Origin of the sequence: Rhodococcus sp. GA1, from assembly GCF_024321955.1 — a bacterium.
GTDB classification, from domain to species: domain Bacteria; phylum Actinomycetota; class Actinomycetes; order Mycobacteriales; family Mycobacteriaceae; genus Rhodococcus; species Rhodococcus pyridinivorans.
Window position 1 is genome coordinate 941165 of sequence record NZ_CP097186.1, and the last position, 19357, is coordinate 960521.

8 protein-coding genes and 1 pseudogene are annotated in these 19357 nt (G+C 61.5%); 8 read left to right on the forward strand and 1 reads right to left on the reverse strand.

Annotation, left to right across the window (positions count from 1 at the left end; genetic code table 11):
• Positions 1-2 precede the first annotated feature (2 nt).
• The 6 genes from M3330_RS04485 to M3330_RS04510 all read left to right on the forward strand — a co-directional run bounded on the left by M3330_RS04485 (position 3) and on the right by M3330_RS04510 (position 14521).
• Entirely contained in the window at positions 3-2819 is a 2817-nt protein-coding gene (locus M3330_RS04485; protein WP_255027140.1) for a helicase-related protein, read from the forward strand.
• Positions 2816-6754 (forward strand): N-6 DNA methylase, encoded by a 3939-nt coding sequence (locus M3330_RS04490; RefSeq protein WP_255027142.1) that lies wholly within the window; start codon positions 2816-2818, stop codon positions 6752-6754. Before M3330_RS04485 ends, M3330_RS04490 begins: the two co-directional genes overlap by 4 nt.
• A 45-nt stretch (positions 6755-6799) precedes the next feature.
• On the forward strand, positions 6800-8254 hold the full coding sequence (locus M3330_RS04495) for an McrB family protein (protein WP_255027144.1): 1455 nt from the start codon (positions 6800-6802) through the stop codon (positions 8252-8254).
• Positions 8229-9422, forward strand: coding sequence for an McrC family protein (locus M3330_RS04500; RefSeq protein ID WP_255027146.1), 1194 nt, complete (start codon positions 8229-8231; stop codon positions 9420-9422). The genes M3330_RS04495 and M3330_RS04500 overlap by 26 nt, the downstream gene beginning before the upstream one ends.
• A 118-nt stretch (positions 9423-9540) precedes the next feature.
• On the forward strand, positions 9541-11634 hold the full coding sequence (locus M3330_RS04505) for a UvrD-helicase domain-containing protein (protein WP_255027148.1): 2094 nt from the start codon (positions 9541-9543) through the stop codon (positions 11632-11634).
• A 34-nt stretch (positions 11635-11668) separates the two neighbouring features.
• Entirely contained in the window at positions 11669-14521 is a 2853-nt protein-coding gene (locus M3330_RS04510) for a DUF262 domain-containing protein (RefSeq protein ID WP_255027150.1), read from the forward strand.
• A 169-nt stretch (positions 14522-14690) separates the two neighbouring features.
• On the opposite strand, the gene M3330_RS04515 is transcribed toward M3330_RS04510, so the two are convergent.
• Complete coding sequence (locus M3330_RS04515) at positions 14691-15422, reverse strand: HNH endonuclease (protein ID WP_255027152.1); 732 nt, start codon at positions 15420-15422, stop codon at positions 14691-14693.
• Positions 15423-16349: 927 nt separating this feature from the next.
• On the opposite strand from M3330_RS04515, the pseudogene M3330_RS04520 reads away from it, so the two are divergent.
• Both M3330_RS04520 and M3330_RS04525 read left to right on the forward strand, forming a co-directional pair.
• Positions 16350-17540, forward strand: a pseudogene (locus M3330_RS04520) (IS1634 family transposase); the annotation flags it as partial.
• A gap of 151 nt (positions 17541-17691) precedes the next feature.
• Positions 17692-19320 carry an IS1634 family transposase gene (locus tag M3330_RS04525; RefSeq protein ID WP_255027154.1) on the forward strand — a complete coding sequence of 543 codons (1629 nt, stop codon included), beginning with the start codon at positions 17692-17694 and terminating at the stop codon, positions 19318-19320.
• Positions 19321-19357: the final 37 nt, after the last annotated feature.

Genomic DNA, 19357 nt, shown 5'->3' on the forward strand with positions numbered 1-19357 from the left:
ATATGGGATTCGCTCCCGGCAACCTGGTCACGGCGCGCGGGCGCGAATGGGTGGTCTTGCCCGACAGCACCGACGACTTCCTCGTGCTGCGTCCTCTCGGCGGTCTCGACGACGACATCGCTGGTGTCCTCGTCAGCGAGGGTGTCACGCCGGCGACGTTCCCGCCTCCGACGCCGGACGACCTGGGCGACCATTTCAGCGCGCGTCTGCTCACGGGTGCATTGCGGATCGGCTTCCGCTCCACCACCGGCCCGTTCCGTTGCCTGGCCTCGATCGCCGTCGAGCCGCGTGCCTATCAGCTCGTGCCGTTGATGATGGCGCTTCGGCAGGACGTGGTGCGGCTGCTGATCGCTGACGATGTGGGTATCGGCAAAACCATCGAAGCCGGCCTGGTCGCCTCCGAGCTTCTCGCCGTCGGCGAGGCGCGCGGCTTGGCAGTGTTGTGCAGCCCGGCCCTGGCGGAACAATGGCAATCGGAGCTCCGTGAGAAGTTCGGGTTGGAAGCGGAGCTGGTGCTTCCGTCCACGGTGCGCCGGCTTGAACGCGGCCGGATCGGCACCGAGTCGATCTTCGAGCGTTACCCGGTCACCGTCGTGTCGACCGACTTCATCAAGAGCTCGCGACGTCGTCACGAGTTCCTGCGGACCTGCCCGGATCTGGTGATCGTCGACGAGGTGCACACGTGTGTGGCAGCAGCCGGCCAGGGCGGCGCTGGCCGCACGCAACGCTACGAGCTCATCCGTGACCTGTCGCTAAATCCGCAGCGGCACATGATCTTCGCAAGTGCCACACCACACAGCGGCAAGGAGGAATCGTTCCGCAACCTGCTGGGCCTGCTGGATCCGGCGTTGGAGACGGTTGACTTGGAAACACGGAAGGGCCGCGAAACCCTCGCCCGCCATTTCGTGCAACGTCGCCGAGGTGATATCCGGCGCTATCTCGACGAAGACACCCCGTTCCCCAAGGACAGGCTCACCAAGGAACTTTCCTACGCGCTGTCACCGGAATACCGTGAGCTGTTCGACAAGGTGCTCGAGTATGCGCGCGAAACTGTACGAACGGGCGATGGTGAGCTGACCAAGCGGGTGAACTGGTGGTCGGCGCTCGCACTGCTGCGCGCGTTGGCGTCGTCACCTCGCGCGGCGGCGCAAACACTGCGGACCCGTGCCGCGTCGGCAGCGGCGGGGACACCCGACGAAGCGGACGCAATCGGTCGGGCGATCGTGCTCGATCACGGCGATGACGAGTCGGTGGAATCCGCAGACACCACACCGGGCGCGGACTCGGGTGAGCACAGCGCGACCGCAACCGAGCGTCGTCTGCGCCGGTTCCTCGCAGACGCACAGAAGCTGGAAGGCAAGGCCGACACGAAACTCGCGGCGCTGACGAAGGAAGTCAAACAGCTTCTCGCCGATGGGTGCGATCCGATCGTCTTCTGCCGGTTCATCGATACCGCCGAGTATGTGGCTGATCACCTCGACAAGGCACTGGGCAAGAACGTCACGGTCCGCGCTGTAACGGGTACATTGCCGCCGGACGAGCGCGTGGCCAGGATCGACGAGCTCACCTCTGTTCAGGGTCGGCATGTGCTGGTTGCGACCGACTGTCTGTCGGAGGGCGTCAACCTGCAGGAGAGTTTCCAGGCGGTGGTCCACTACGACCTGGCGTGGAATCCGACCCGGCACGAGCAGCGCGAAGGTCGTGTGGACCGGTTCGGGCAACGTGCAGAGCAGGTCCGCGCCGTCACGCTTTACGGACGGGACAATCAGATCGACGGTATCGTTCTCGAGGTGCTGCTGCGCAAACACGAGGCAATCCGTAAGGCTACGGGTGTGTCGGTTCCGGTGCCGGACAACAACGCAGCGGTGGTCGAGGCGCTGATGGAAGGGCTGCTGCTGCGAGGCCAGGACGCCGAGCAACTCACCCTCGATCTTGGGGTGCAGGAGAAGCAACTCAGCCTGTACGACGAGTGGCAGTCCGCCGCCGACCGGGAGAAGCTGGCCCAGACGAAGTACGCGCAGCACGCGATCAAGCCGGAGGAGGTGTCCGCCGAGGTCAGCGCAGCCCGCGCTTCACTCGGTACTCGCGCGGAGGTCGCCGAGTGTGTTGAGCATGCGCTCCGGGCGCTGCGATCGACCGTGTCGCCGACCGACGACGGGTTCACCGCGACCCTCGGCCCTCTGCCCCTCGGACTTCGGGACGCGTTGCCCCCCGGACGTAAGGACCCGTTACCGTTCCACCGCGATCTTCCGGTCGCACGCGGCGAAGCGGTTCTGACTCGGACCGATGCATCGGTCGAGGCGGTGGCGCAATACGTAATGGAATCCGCCCTGGACCCCGCGCTGGACGCCTCGTTACGTCCAGCACGCAGATGCGCGGTGATCCGCACCGATGCGGTCTCCACCCGCACGACGCTGCTCGTGACGCGCTACCGATTCCATATGACGCTGCCGTCACGCAGCGGCACCCGTGAACTTGTGGCAGAAGATGTCGCGACCCTCGCGTTCGAGGGTGCGCCCGACCGCGCACGCTGGCTCGATGCCGACGCCACGGCGGCACTGCTCGCCGCGGCACCCTCCGGCAATGTGCCGGCGCCCCAAGCTCAGCAGTTCCTCACGCGAGTCCTCGACGGTCTCGACGAGCTACGTCCACATCTGGAGGACCACGGCGTGCACCTCGCCGAGACGATGCTGGCCGCGCACCGCAGGGTGCGCCAGGCCTCCGCCGAGATCGTGCGAGGACTCAAGGTGACACCGGAAGCGGGCGCCGACATTCTCGGTGCCTTCGTGTTCGTTCCGCAGGCGGGAGGCAGCAAGTGAGCGACGCATCGTTCGTCGGAGTCCGGATTCAGGGTGGGCTCCTTCCCGCCGATCTCCCGTCCCAGCTCGCAACGGGTAACGATCCGTCAGGAGTTACGCTCTCGCCGAAGGACTATCATCTCGCTGCCGGGGAAACTGTGCGTGATGCTGCCAACCGTGTGTGGGCGTACCTGCGCGGTGCATGGACCGGATACCGGGACGCGTTGGCGCAGTTGCCTCACGACGCGTCCACGACGGGTCTGACACGTGAGCGCTTCCTGCTCGTGCTGTTCGATCAGCTCGGCTACGGTCGCGTCCCCACCACCGGACGCGGTGGCATCACCGTCGATGGTCAACCCTTCCCCGTCTCACACGTGTGGCAGTCGGTGCCCATTCATCTGCTCGGATGGGGAACCGCCCTCGACACCCGCACGAAAGGGGTGGCGGGCGCGGCCGGATCATCGCCGCAGTCGATGGTGCAAGAGCTTCTCAACCGTAGCGACGAGCACCTGTGGGCGTTTCTGTCCAACGGTCAGGTACTACGCCTACTGCGCGACTCGACCTCGCTCGTGGGGTCCGCCTACGTCGAGTTCGATCTCGAGGCGATTTTCGACGGTGATCTGTTCGCCGATTTCCTGCTGCTGTACACCATGTGCCAGGTGTCGCGGGTCGAGACACGTGACGACGAGATCGGACCGGCTTCGTGCCGGATCGAACAGTGGCGGACAGAGGCCGTCGAAAACGGTTCGCGCGCACTCAATCTCCTACGAGACGGGGTCGTCGACGCCCTGCGTACCCTTGGCCGCGGATTCCTGACGCATCCCGCGAACGGAGAACTGAGGCAGGACCTTTCCGACGGACGGATCTCGGTGTCCGACGTCAACCACGCCTTGCTGCGCGTCGCGTATCGGTTGCTGTTCACCTTCGTCACAGAAGACCGCGGGGCACTGCTCGACCCCACCGCCGACCCCTCCGCCCGTCGCCGCTACGCAGAGTTCTTCTCGACGGAACGGTTGCGCCGGGCCGCCCGCCGTCGCCGTGGTGGACGTTACGGCGACCGCTGGAAAGCCCTGACACTCGTGTGGCACGGTCTCGGCAGCGAGACGGGGTTGCCCGAACTGGGCGTGCCTGGGATCGGTGGCCTCTTCGACGCAGGTGAACTGGACTTCCTTACCGAGTGCGAGCTGTCGAACGACGCCTTGATGTCGGCGGTGCGGTCGCTGTCCCTGGTGCGGGAACCGAAGTCCGGAGTGCTGCGGGTGGTCGACTATCGCAACCTCGGTGCGGAGGAACTCGGCAGCATCTACGAAGCGCTGCTCGAGTTCGTGCCGCAGTGGGATCCGGCGACGAAAACCTACACCCTCAATGTCGCATCCGGGAATCAACGTAAGGACACCGGTTCCTACTACACGCCCACATCCCTCGTAGAATCGCTTCTCAACACTGCGCTGGATCCGGTCCTCGACGATGCGGTGAAGTCGACGAACGATTCCGAGGGGCAGATTCAAGCTCTCCTGGCCACCACCGTCTGCGATCCTGCTTGTGGTAGTGGGCACTTCCTAGTCGGCGCCGCTCGACGCATCGCGAAGCGAGTGGCAGCGATCCGCACCGGAGACCCGGAACCCGCCCCAGACCAGGTGCGAGCAGCCATGCGAGAGGTGGTTGCGCAGTGTATCTACGGCGTCGACGTCAATCCGCTCGCAGCCGAGCTGGCCAAGTTGTCGCTGTGGATGGAGGCTATAGAGCCCGGCCGCCCCCTTGCATATTTGGACGCACAGATCAAGGTGGGCAACACCTTAATGGGGGCGACTCCTGCCCTGTTGGCCGAGGGACTTCCTGATGCGGCGTTAAAACCGATCGAAGGTGACCTCAAGACGATCGCAACCGAAGTTACGCGCGCTAATAGAGCCGAACGCAAGGGGCAGGGCGGTCTCTTTGATCTAAGTGAGGCAATCGCCGCAAACACTGGGCTGGCAAAGACAGTCGAGCAGGTGGTTGGCACGAAAGCGCTCTCACTGGCCGATATACACGTGCAGCGGAAACGATTGAAGTCCTTCACGGATTCGGAGGAATATCGCCAGGCACGGCTTGCCGCCGACGCATGGTGTGCTGCGTTCGTATGGCCCCTTCAGTTAGACGCGGCGCGGCCAATTACGCACTCGACCATCAGCGCACTCTGCAACGGCATCAACGCACTCGACAACGGCCAGACGGCCGAACTGGAACGCCTGGCTGCAGAGTATCGATTCTTTCATTGGCACCTAGAATTTCCCCATATATTCCGCATTTCGACCACAGATGAGGCTCTCGATAGCACCTCACATGGCTGGACAGGCGGATTTTCTGTTGTAATAGGTAATCCCCCGTGGGAACAAGTCGAGATTGACGAAACCGAGTATTTCTCCACGCTCAGCACGGAAATTTCCGAGGAGAAACGTGCTACGCAACGAAAAAAACTCATATCCAAATTGCTGGTCGAGAACGATCATATTAACACAAGGTATCAACACGACAAGCGTCATGTCGCTGCCGCCGCACATTTCCTCAAACAAAGCGGAGCATATCCACTCAGCGTGAGCAGACGCCTCAACACCTATCGACTATTCGCAGAACGGTTCAGTCAAATTGTGGGCCACCGGGGCGCGTGCGGAATTATTACCCCGACCGGACTTGCCACAGAACCTAGTGCCGCAAATTTCAGGAAGGATCTCATACGGTCATCACGCCTTCAGTCTGTTTTCGATTTCGTAAACACCCGGCGAACCTATCTATACGAACCCCGGTTCTTTGTTGCAGTCCCAAGCCACTATCGGTTCGCGCTGACCACATTCGGAGGCGCGGGTCGAAATCATGCGCAAATTCTTGTAGCAACGCAGCTGAATGACCCGTCACAAACCGCCCTGGCCACACTGCCCCTAGAGCCCCACGTCGTGGAGCGGCTGTCCTCCGAGACTTTCGCCGTACCGCTTTTTGCAAGCCACTCCGATGCGACAATCACCGTGCGAGCATACAAGTCTTCCATAATTTTCTCCGAGACAGGGTTGCACACCCGACAAGGATTTATAAATCTCAGTTCAGACCACTCTGAACTGAGAACGTTCGAACAGCTTACCGAGTCCGGAGCGAAACTTGTAAACGATCAATTCGTCACAGATAGTGAACTCTTTTTCCCGGTCCAAGAAGGTAAACTTTTTGGGGCCTACGACAACTATCGGTCCACTTTTGCAGGAGTCCCACTCAGTCGACGGTTCAACAAGAAGGCAGTGCCCGCACCGAGACGCTCTGGTGAATGGCCCATCCCCCGCTATTGGGCACCTAGCGAACTAGTTAATCGAAAGTGGCCTTCTAGCAGATCCTGGATACTGACCGGCAAAGAGATGATGAATGACTTAACTTCGCCTCGAACATCAATTTTCTGCATTCAGCCAAAATCTGCAGTGGCATACACGTGCCAGAACATTATCGGCGATAAACTTCCGAGGCAAGCACTACTTCACTATCTTGCTTGCTTAAACTCCATACCGTTTGATTATTTTGTGCGCCAAAAAAAGGTTGGCGCGCACCTCACTGCAGATATTCTGAATCAACTACCACTTCCCAGTCCGGATACACCATTTCTGGGAGCCGCAGCATCAGAATTTACCGCCCCCCGTGCAGCCGCGATATCCGCAAGATCACCCCTTGCATCGAGTTACTCCGAAGCCTGGGAGGGCCAGGCCGGCGAGGAGCTCGACCATAGAGACGCGACCAGCCTGAGAGCTGAGCTTGACGCAGCATTTCTAATTCTTTACGGGATCGAACGCGAGGAAATCGAGAATGTTTTTTCGGCCTTTCCAGTACTAAAACGGACCGAAGAAAAAAGTTACGGAGAATTCAGATCCCTTCAGCGCACCATAGAAGTGTACGAAAATCTCATACAAAAGTTTGACGATTCGCCGCGCGGAAGGGGCGCCTAACTGTGGTCGCCCGGAAACCATCCGACTCCAAGGAAGAAGACTGGCATGCAGCCCACGTTCGTACCTGCACCGAGCGACGAGGTAACTCATGCCTGGAAGATCTACGGATCGAACGTAGCCGGTGAAGACATGGTGCCCATTTGGCGCATCAAGGGCACTGTCTCACTCGCCGCGAAGTTCCTCCGTCCCGTCGAACCCGACGTCAGTAGAGAGGAACTCAGAGGTTTCGTCGAAGAAGACTACCGTTCTTCCGGATACGCCGTTCGACAGGAGAAAGTCGACGAATTCTACTCGTTCCTTGCCCGTATGCATCCAGGCGACCTCATCCTCACTGTCAGCCAGGGCAGCGTCTACTTCGGCACCGTGACCGGGGAAGCCGAGTATGTGCGCAGCAGTGACGGCCGCTCCAACCTTCGACGCCCAGTAAAATGGGAATCCCGGTATCTGCGAAGTTCAGACCTCCCATTGGAGATTGCCTCGCGGCTCACCACTCAGGGCGACGTGGTCGATCTGACGGGGCAGATCGACAGCATCCGCGAACTCATGGGTCAGCGCCGCCAAGTCGTTCCTGCTGCTGGGCTCAATGTGCCCGATGCCGACGACCAACTCGCCGCGCGGCTACATGTTCCTCGAGAATGGCTGCAAGAGTGTGTCGAGCTCCTCCGCGACCGGCCACAGCTCATCTTTAACGGGCCCCCCGGAACCGGCAAGACCTTCATCGCAAAGGAACTTGCTCGACATCTCGCCGGTGAGTCCAATGTCAAGCTCGTGCAGTTTCATCCGGCGTACTCGTACGAGGATTTTTTCGAGGGATACCGCCCGGCGCAGCACGGTGCGGGGCAAGTCGGCTTCGAGCTGCGACCCGGGCCGCTCCGGACACTCGTCGACCGTGCCGTCGAGAATCCCGACGCTGTATACGTCCTAGTCATCGACGAGATCAACCGCGGTAATCTCGCAAAGATCTTTGGCGAATTGTACTTCCTTCTCGAATACCGCGACGAGAGCATCGATCTGCTCTACGGATCGGGCGACTCGGAACCATTCATGTTGCCACGCAACGTGGTCGTCATCGGAACGATGAACACTGCAGATCGGTCGATCGCCCTCGTCGATGCAGCGATGCGCAGACGTTTCGCATTCCTTCCACTGCATCCATCCGAGGAACCTACCTCCGGCATCCTCCGCAGCTGGCTGGACAATCATGGTCATCCAATGGAAGCCGCCGACCTACTCGACGAGCTCAACGCGCTCATAGACGACGAGGACTTCAAGATCGGCCCGTCCTACTTCATGCGTCCGGCAGTATTCGCTCCCCACGGCCTCGAACGAGTATGGAGGTATAACATCCTGCCCCTCCTCGAGGAATTCCACTACGGCGACCGCGAAATCGACGTGACTTCCACCTACGGGCTCGAAGTGGTCCGAAAGCGACTGGCTGCAAAAACCAGATCCACTACCGGGGGTGCACCGGGCGATGCCGCCGACACTGACGCTGGTTGAGGGCGATGAGGCGCGACTCGTCGAGCTATCTATCAACGAGTACGAGGCACTGAGCCGACTCGCCATTGTTGACGTCACTCCCACTCACGAAGCCGGGTGGTACATGCTGGCGGCGGGCCGGAAGATCGGCGCAGTTTCCCTCGGAGATCGTCACGTGATTGTCCGACCCAAGATCACCAACTTGAATCGACTCGTATTCCTGCTCGGATACGCGCGGAGCAGCGATATCTGGCGGGACGACACGGTGCGGCTCACTGGAGCCGATGAGCTCCTCCCGGCTCTCGCCGCGGTGTTTTCTCGACTTGCTGCCCGAGCCACCGAACAGGGGCTGCTGCAGGGATACCGCACGGTCTCCGACACGTTGCCGGTTCTACGCGGCCGAGTACGCACAGGCGAGCAGATGACCCGCCGCTTCGGCCTGCCTGTGCCTCTGGCCGTCGAGTACGACGACTTCACAGTTGACATCGTTGAGAACCGTGTGCTTCTCGCGGCGACGTTGCGCCTGCTTACCATTCCGCAATTATCGCCGGATTCACGACGCCGACTGCAGCGGCTACGCATCGCATTCGCGGACGTGACCACGCCCAGGCGAGGCCAACCAGTCCCCGAGTGGTATCCGAGCCGGCTCAATATCCGCTATCAGAACGCGCTCCGACTGGCAGAAATCGTCCTGACGGCACAATCGTTCGAGCAACGTGTGGGCCGGCTTGTGGTCACCGGTTTCATGTTCGACATGTGGAGGATCTTCGAGGACTTCGTCTGCACCGCTCTGAGTGAATCGCTTTCCCGACGGTACGGACGATGCGCTACGCAGTACTCGCTCCACCTGGACGAGGCATCTCGAGTCCGCATGCGCCCCGACCTCGTCTGGATGACACCCGCGGGGATGATCCGAGCGGTAATCGACGCCAAGTACAAGGCCGAGCGACCCGCGGGGTTCCCTGACGCCGATCTGTACCAGATGCTCGCTTACTGCACCGTCCTCGGTCTGAAGGACGGTCACCTCGTGTATGCGAAAGGGAACGAACCCGTCCGCATCCACCGAGTAGCGCGAGCAGATGTGCAGTTGCACTGTCATGCCCTTGACCTCGGACTCCCACCGGCCGAGCTACTTGCGCAGGTGGACTTACTAGCCGAACACATCGCATCACCGCAGCACCTCTCGTGAGTACGTCGCGGGCGTAGTAGCGGTGTCGCCGGGGCGGGGTAATGTCTCCCGGCATCGAAGCGAAAGACACGTCGGGCACGCATTTCGGCGGGTCCACCGGCACTGGGGAGGCAGACGAGTGGCATCACTGGCAATCGACAAAGATTTCCTGCTCGACTTTGCGAAACTCGACCAGTCGGTGCAAACCCGGGTATACGAAGTGTTCGGGAAGTTCGACGCCGCTACCCACACTGGATTGCATCTGGAGAAGATCAAGAACGCCCGGAACCCTCAGTTCCGGTCGATCCGCATCACCCAGTTTTGGCGCGGGATCGTGCTTGCTCCGCAAACAGGCGATACCTACACCCTGCTGAAGGTCCTACCGCATGACGATGCCTACGTATGGGCGGAACGCCGCAACGTCTCAGTGAACAAGGCAACCGGCGGGATCGAGGTTCGCGATGACGCCGCACTCGACGAACAACTCGCCAACCTCGACGAGCAGACCACCGGCAGAACCAGCGGATACCTGTTCGAACACATCAAAGACAGCGACCTCACGCGGCTCGGCCTCGACGAGAAGGCTGTACGGTTCGCACGGCTCCTCACCGACGACTCCCAGCTGGATGCGGCTCAGCCCTACTTTCCCACCACTCAATGGCAGGTGCTATACGGTCTCGCAGCCGGCATGACCCCCGACGAGGTGTGGGCCGACCTCGGTGCGGAGATTCTCGACGATCCCGTCGACACCAACGATCTGGACGCCGCTATTCGCCGAAGTGCCCATCGAGTTCTCCTCGTCGACGGTCCGGACGAGATGATGGCTGTATTCGCCAACCCGTTCGCCCTCTGGCGGATCTACCTTCACCCCGCGCAGCAGAGCGCCGTTGATGCAACGTACCGGGGTCCTGCGCGCGTGACAGGTGGCCCCGGTACCGGCAAGACCGTCGTCGCTCTGCACCGAGCACGGCGACTCGCCGAACGCAGGGAAGGCAGCGTCCTCGTCACGACGTTCACCTCGACGCTCGCCGAATCGTTGGAAGACGGCATCCTTATGCTCATCGACAACCCGGAGGTCGAGTCCCGCATCGTCGTCCAACACGTCGATCGTCTCGCACACCGCGTCTTCCGGGATGCACATGGCACTCCACACGTCATCAGCTCCGCCGACGAGAGAAAACTTTGGCGCGGCATCACCGACGACTTGGGGATCGACTTCTCCGAGACGTTCCTCGGTGAAGAATGGCGTCAAGTGGTTCTCGCTCAGCGGGTATCCACAGCAGACGACTACCTCAAGGCGAAACGCACCGGACGCGGACGTCGTTTGGGAGCATCGCAGAAGGCTCAGGTATGGCAGGCCATTTGGGAATTCGAACAGGCGCTGGAACGCAGAGCACTCCACACCCATGAGACCATCCGGCGAGAAGCCACGCGCCTCCTCGAAAACCGCGACGACAAGCCGTACCGGCACATCGTCGTCGACGAGGCTCAAGACCTCAGTCCCGACCAATGGCGTCTGCTGAGAGCTGCGGCACCTGAAGCTCCGGATGACCTCTTCATCGCCGGCGACACCCACCAGCGCATCTACAACAACCATGTGAGCTTGCGCGAGGTAGGCATCAACGTGACCGGACGATCGAGTCGTTTGTCGATCAACTACCGCACCACGGCGGAAATTCTTCGTTGGAGTCTCCAGCTGATGCACGGCACCCAGTTCGACGATATGAACGACCAACTCGACTCGATCGCTGGGTGCCGGTCAGAAATCCACGGTGATGAGCCAATTGTCGAAGGGTTCAGCACTCGCGAAGCAGAATTCGCATTCCTGGCCGAGAGAATTGCGGGGTGGATCGCAGGTGGGGTCGAGCCATCCGAGATCGGGATCGCTGTCCGTTCCAAAGCCCTTGGGGATGCCGTAGCTAAGGCGCTGAAGAAGCACCGGATTCTAAGTAGCTCCTTATCTGAAGGTCGAGGAGCTTCAGACAGCGTCTCCATAGGCACCATGCACCGGATGAAGGGTCTCGAGTTCCGATGCCTCGCAGTCTGCGCTGTCTCCAGCAAGCAAATGCCAGCGCTGTCAGCTGTCACTCCTTTGAGCGACGACGAACATACCCACCAACGTGATCTCCAGCGCGAGCGATCCCTCTTATTCGTCGCGTGCACCCGAGCCCGTGAGCAGTTGCTCGTCACATGGCACGGTGAGCCCAGCCCATTCCTCGCTCCGCTCGTCTGAGTTCTATTGTTCCGAGAGTTCCAGAGAGGTACTTATGCCCAAACTATCCACCCTCCTCGACGAGATCGATTCGGGCACTGTGCTACTCCCCGAGTTCCAACGCGGCTACGTCTGGAATCGTGATCAGGTCCGAGGTCTGATGCGCTCGCTCTACCGGAGTTATCCCGTAGGCGGCTTGTTGATGTGGGAGACCGCGACCAGCGAGATCGCTGTACGTGGCGAGATCACCAGCGGTGGCGTCCGACAGCTTCTGCTCGACGGACAGCAGCGCGTCACCTCACTGTACGGCGTGGTGCGTGGCACCCCTCCCCCGTTCTTCGAGGGCGACCCCTCAGCGTTCACGGGGATGTACTTCAATGTCGAGTCGGAGGTCTTCGAGTTCTATCGTCCGACGGTCATGGCCGAGGACCCGTGTTGGGTCAGTGTCACTCAACTGTTTCGCGAGGGCCTGAAGCCGTTCTTCACCGCCTTCACCGATCATGGCGAAAAGGCCAGTACCTACCTCGACCGCCTGAATACGTTGTCGCAGATTCAGCAGCGAGAATTCAACGTCGAGAAGATCACCGGCTCGGACAAGTCCGTCGATGAGGTCGTCGACATCTTCAACCGGGTGAATTCAGGTGGCACAAAGCTGTCGAAAGGCGACCTTGCCCTCGCGTCCCTGTGCGCGCAGTGGCCGCCCGCTCGGCAGGAGATGCGTGATCACCTCGCTGTATGGAAGAAGGCAGGCTTCGATTTCACGCTGGACTGGCTACTTCGTAACGCAACGGCGGTGGCACGAGGCCGCGCGCTGTTCACTGCTCTGAGTAATGTCAAAGCCGACGAGTTCGAACGCGCACTCACATCCTCCGTCGCCCACATCGGCACGTTCCTCGATGCAGCCTCCGGACGTCTCGGACTCGACCACGACAGAGTTCTTATGGGTCGCTACGCGATTCCCGTCGTGTCGCGTCTACTCGAGCTGAATGGCGGCAAGTTCACCGACGCAGCCCACCGCGACAAGGTCCTGTACTGGTATGTCCACTCCGCTCTGTGGGGCCGGTTCGGTGGATCGACCGAGACCTACTTGCAGCAGGACTACGACACCGTGCGCGACTCCGGGGTAGACGGGCTGATCGCCACTCTCGAACGCGTTCGCGGTGGACGCCTCGAGATCCTCCCCCACGATTTCGACGGTTCCACCCGAGGATCTCGCTTCTACCCGCTGCTCTACCTACTCACCCGTGTGAAGGGTGCCCGCGACTTCGGCAGCGGCCTGGAGCTGCGTGCAGAACTGCTTGGGAAACTCACCAGCCTCCAGGTGCATCACATCTTCCCGAAGGCCATGCTGCGCGATCGATACGATCGCAATGAGATCAATGCGATTGCGAACTTCTGCTTCCTCACCCAGGCCACCAACCTGGAGATCGGCAAGCGCGCGCCAGAAGAGTACTTCGCGGAAGTCGAAGCGAAGAATCCCGGTGTACTCGCGTCTCAGTGGATTCCGACCGACCCAGCACTCTGGACCGTCGACCGCTACCCCGACTTCCTCGCCGCTCGACGCGAACTGCTCGCAGAGGCTGCGCAATCCTTCCTTGAAGAACTACGGTCGGGTTCGCAGAGCGCCGAGGAGTCCCTGCAGCCGCTCGCCGTCACTGAAACTGAGCCCGATGACCCGAGAACCCTGCAGATTCAGGCAATGATCGCGGAGCTCCATGACCTCGGATTCGCGGAACCTGAGGTCGATACCGAAATCACCGATCCGACGAGCGGCCGCTTCCTGTCCATGGCAGAAGCATTCTGGCCTGATGGGCTGCAGCACGGAGTCGGCGATCCTGTCATCCTCGAACTCGATCCCGACGAGGCCGACCTCCCCAGACTCGAGGAACTCGGCTACAAGGTGTTCACGTCCGTCGACGCGCTGCTCGGCTTCGTCAACAACCTTAACGAGGCAGCTGCCGGCGTCCCGGAACCGACCGCGCCGCTTGTCGTGTCGGAGCCGATCAGCGATGACACGACGGAGCTCGAGGCCGAGTTCGGATCACGCGTCCGCGCACTTTACGAACGCGCTCGACGCGAAGCCGGCTACAACGCCACCCAGTTCATCAGTATGGTCGCCAATATCGGCCCGTTGACTACAGCGAAGAAGCTCCTCGCATCGCGAACTATTTCGGATGGGTTCTCCGAGTTGTGGGAACGAGGACGCATCGATCTCACCGTCGAAGCTCTCGTCGTCGAGCCCACCTTCGAATCGTTGTTCACCGACACCGAGCTCGACGTCGCTCGCCACCGGCTCACCCAGTTCGGTTACACGCCAGGATCATCGGCCGCGAGTTCACCGCGTGCGACGCGCACGTCGCTCGATGTCTCTGAACCCGGCAACGGAAGCGCGGCGTCCGCCTCGGAGAAGCCCGAGTGGAACGGGCAGGACTGGTACGTCTGTCTGGGGGAAGTCAACGATTCCCGTAACTGGGACGACGCGCGCAAGTACGGGTTCGTGTCAGCCGGCGGCGGCCGCTGGTACTCCGACACCCTCAAGAACCTCCAGGTGGGAGATCGTGTCTTCGTCTATGTCCCGAAAGTCGGCTATGTGGGTGCCGGTACGGTTGCCGACTCAGCCGCTCCGGCGGACGAGGCGACCCTTGAGGTCGACGGCAAGCCGGTGAACTTCCGCAGTCTCGACCTCGTTGGCCCCTACACACACGAGGTTGATAACCCGGACCCTGCCGAGGATTACCAGGAGTGGATCGTCCCCGTCGTGTGGGAACGAACCGTTGATCGCGAGTCGGCACTACGCGAGGCTGGGTTGTTCGCGAACCAAAATTCCGCCTGCAGGCTTCGCGACGAGCACACGCTGAACCGCGTGACAGAGTTCTTCGGCATTGCGGAGCCCGATCGGGAGTCATAGGCGATGCAGGACTAGAAGCATTCGGGGTGTGCGCGGCGAGTCAGATCCGCCGTGCACACCCCGGGCTACGGGGTGCATTCTGCACATACTCGGAGCCAAAGTCCACAGGCCCCGAGAGCCCGCACCTACAACGCAGCCGTTCTTATCCGACCCAACCCCATCGGACGTGTCAGACAGACACGAAAATCTTGGTTCGATGCCAACCAAGATATGTCTTGTCAGGCGGTTGCGCCGTACTCGGGAGAATTAATTTCTCTGCCAGCGGGGGCTTTCCGAAAGCTCGACGCAGTGGCTCGTCCTCTGCCAACGCACGCTCGAGGTCTCTCGCATAAGTAATGGAGAGGTCTTCGGCAACTGTGATCAATCCCGTGTCGAAGGCAACGTCGTGGGTCGGACAGGCAGCCAATCCATTCAGATGGTCGAGCCTCTCCTTGCTCGAGCTGTCCCGCCATGGCTTGATATGACTCGCGGTGAGCATCCTCGGTCGACGTCGACCTCCGACGACGCTGCTCATTCCACAGAAAACACAACGATTCCCGTGATTGTGCAATACCGCTCTCGCGAAGCGATGCTGTCCGATTCGTATCGTTGAAGTAAGTACCCGTTGCGTTACTTCGATCGGGACATCGGTGCGATCGCGTGCCCACTTCTCGACTGCCCCTTCCAACTCAGACTCGATCTCACTCGCAACGAGTTCCTCCTGTCCTGCCAGCAAGAGAGTTCCCCCGTCCTCCAGTTCGAGAAAGTCGGGCAATGCAGTGCGATCGATCCCCTCTGCTCGGGCCGCTGCCAGAATACGAGTATAGACATCTTGCAGGAGTGCACTATCCGACATCATCCGGGCCGACACTTCGAGTTCGTGTCGTCCCCCATTGCTCCGTGTTCCATCCAGATTCGCCATCTTCGCCAGGATGCTGGTGGGTGGCCGCTTATACAGTCTTGCAAGCTCTTTCACTGGGAACCCTGCACGGTGTGCGCTACTGCTTCCGAACCTGCTGTGGTCTACGAGTAGCGAGGCACACAGACAGAGGATGACCTCGCTCGGCACGAAGTTTACCTGCCGCTGCCCTTGTGCCATTTCCTGGCGAGCTAAGACCGAGCGCCATTCCTCTCGTAGTGATTGGGCGGTCGGTTCCAAAAAGTCACTGAGGCTGTGCGCGCCCCGGCGATTCACCACGCTCCGTGCCTCCTGATCAAGATTTCGTCCACACCATCGCGGGTCCGATTGCAACCCATAGTTATAGCTGCCACGTCCGGTCAAACATGCCTATCACAAAGAGGTCGACGAGCCCCTCTGGGCTTGCTTTCTCCGGTCGGCCCCATCCCGCTGCAGCTCACATACTTGCGTTCGCACATGTCGACAACACACGTCCCTACGCCAAATCACAATGTCTGCAATGCAGGCGCGTCGTGTCGAGTTTGTTCCAGTGCCACTACCCACTGCGGCAACGACGGTCTCGTACCCCAGCGCCGGTCGCTCGCGACCACAAATCACTCCGCGTCGTGGAACCGCAGAGCTCGGCTGCTCCTCGTACGACCCGACTTCCCGATAGGCGGACATGATGTCCATACGGCCCTCGCAGACTTCGATGGAAATCACCGGGGGCGCGGTATGTGGTTGGCGGCTTAACCGTCACCGCTCGGACCACGAGTTCCTGATCGCCACGACGAACGCGGGGTGGGGAGTCTTATCTGGCCATGAGTGCGGGCCTCGCCCGAGTTGGCTCACATCTTCGGGATGAACGATGGCTTACGTCTGTGAACTGCAGTTTCTCGTCGGGATCGGTCTGATTTCACGCACTAACGACGCTGGTTCTAGGCTCGGCGGGTGGCGTTTGTCAGGAAGGTGCGCACCAAGTCCGGGGCCACGGCTGTGCAGGTCGCCCGATACGTGGGCGGCCGGCAGGAGATCGTCAAACACATCGGTTCCGCCCACACCGACGTCGAACTCGGCATGCTTCTCGAACGCGCCCGTGCCTGGCTCGACCCCGACCAGCAGGCCCTCGACCTGGACGTCACCCCGCAGGTTCCGGTCGACAAGGCCCTGGTGGGCGGGCAGAGTGCTCTGTTCGAGCCGGCGCCCGGACCTGCGCAGGTCGATGCGCCGGGACGGACCGAATCGACCGGGTCGGTGCTCCTGCGGCAGGTGCTGACCGATGTCTACGACCAACTCGGATTCGGAGTCGTCAACGATACGGTGTTCCGCGATCTGGTGATCGCTCGCATCGTCGAGCCCGGCTCGAAACTCGACGCCGGTCGGGTCCTGCAGGATCTCGGGGCGGACCCGCCGAGTTACGCCACGATCAAACGCCACCTGAAGCAGATCATCACCGGCAAGTACCGGGACAAGGTCGCCGAGCAGTGCTTCGAGTATGCCGCCGAAACCGGTGGTCTGAGCCTGTTGTTGTACGACGTGACCACCTTGTACTTCGAGGCCGAGAAGGAAGACGACCTGCGCAAGGTCGGGTACTCGAAGGAACGTCGGGTGGACCCGCAGATCGTCGTGGGACTGCTGGTAGACAGAACCGGGTTTCCGCTGGAGATCGGTTGCTACGAAGGGAACTCGGCCGAAACCCGCACGATCGTGCCGATCGTGCGGCAGTTCCAGGCCCGCCACGACCTCGACGGGGTTGAGATGGTCGTCGCCGCCGACGCCGGGATGCTGTCGGCCGCCAACCTCGCAGCGTTGGACGAGGCCGGGCTGAAGTTCATCGTCGGCTCCCGCACCACGAAGGCACCCGGTGATCTCGCCTCGCATTTCCATTGGAACGGCAATGTTTTCACCGACGGGCAGATCATCGACACCATCACGCCGCGGCATGGCCGCTCCGTGGTCAACAATCCCCGGCGACGGGCCGAGCCCATCTGGAACGAGACGGACCATCCGAATGCGTGGCGGGCGATCTGGCAGTACTCGCGCAGCCGCGCCGCCCGGGACGAGAAGACCCTCAACGCCCAGGAAGCCCGTGCCCGAGCGGTGGTCGACGGGGACACGGTCCCGAAATCGACACGGTTCGTGACGGTCACCGCGAAAGGCCGGCGTCTGGACACCGCCTCCCGAGTTGGCTCACATCTTCGGGATGAACGATGGCTTACGTCTGTGAACTGCAGTTTCTCGTCGGGATCGGTCTGATTTCACGCACTAACGACGCTGGTTCTAGGCTCGGCGGGTGGCGTTTGTCAGGAAGGTGCGCACCAAGTCCGGGGCCACGGCTGTGCAGGTCGCCCGATACGTGGGCGGCCGGCAGGAGATCGTCAAACACATCGGTTCCGCCCACACCGACGTCGAACTCGGCATGCTTCTCGAACGCGCCCGTGCCTGGCTCGACCCCGACCAGCAGGCCCTCGACCTGGACGTCACCCCGCAGGTTCCGGTCGACAAGGCCCTGGTGGGCGGGCAGAGTGCTCTGTTCGAGCCGGCGCCCGGACCTGCGCAGGTCGATGCGCCGGGACGGACCGAATCGACCGGGTCGGTGCTCCTGCGGCAGGTGCTGACCGATGTCTACGACCAACTCGGATTCGGAGTCGTCAACGATACGGTGTTCCGCGATCTGGTGATCGCTCGCATCGTCGAGCCCGGCTCGAAACTCGACGCCGGTCGGGTCCTGCAGGATCTCGGGGCGGACCCGCCGAGTTACGCCACGATCAAACGCCACCTGAAGCAGATCATCACCGGCAAGTACCGGGACAAGGTCGCCGAGCAGTGCTTCGAGTATGCCGCCGAAACCGGTGGTCTGAGCCTGTTGTTGTACGACGTGACCACCTTGTACTTCGAGGCCGAGAAGGAAGACGACCTGCGCAAGGTCGGGTACTCGAAGGAACGTCGGGTGGACCCGCAGATCGTCGTGGGACTGCTGGTAGACAGAACCGGGTTTCCGCTGGAGATCGGTTGCTACGAAGGGAACTCGGCCGAAACCCGCACGATCGTGCCGATCGTGCGGCAGTTCCAGGCCCGCCACGACCTCGACGGGGTTGAGATGGTCGTCGCCGCCGACGCCGGGATGCTGTCGGCCGCCAACCTCGCAGCGTTGGACGAGGCCGGGCTGAAGTTCATCGTCGGCTCCCGCACCACGAAGGCACCCGGTGATCTCGCCTCGCATTTCCATTGGAACGGCAATGTTTTCACCGACGGGCAGATCATCGACACCATCACGCCGCGGCATGGCCGCTCCGTGGTCAACAATCCCCGGCGACGGGCCGAGCCCATCTGGAACGAGACGGACCATCCGAATGCGTGGCGGGCGATCTGGCAGTACTCGCGCAGCCGCGCCGCCCGGGACGAGAAGACCCTCAACGCCCAGGAAGCCCGTGCCCGAGCGGTGGTCGACGGGGACACGGTCCCGAAATCGACACGGTTCGTGACGGTCACCGCGAAAGGCCGGCGTCTGGACACCGCCTCGCTCGAACGAGCCAGGATGCTCGTCGGCCTGAAAGGCTACGTCACCAATCTCCCTGTCTCGTTGATGGATCCAGGAGAGGTGATCGGCAAGTATCACGAGTTGTGGCATGTCGAGCAGTCGTTTCGAATGTCGAAAACGGATCTGCGGGCCCGGCCGATTTTCCACCGCACCAAGGACGCGATCGAGGCGCACCTGACCGTGGTGTTTACGGCGTTGGCCGTCTCTCGGGTGGTCCAGGAACGAAGTGGGCTCGCGATCGGCAAGGTGGTGAAACTGCTGCGGCCGCTGCGGTCGGCGACCATCGCGATCAACGGAACCCGACACACCTTTCCACCGCAGGTCGACGCCGACCTACAAGCCCTGCTCGACCGGATTTCAGGACCTGGACTCACGCACTAACGAAATGAGCCAACTCGGGTCTGGACACCGCCTCGCT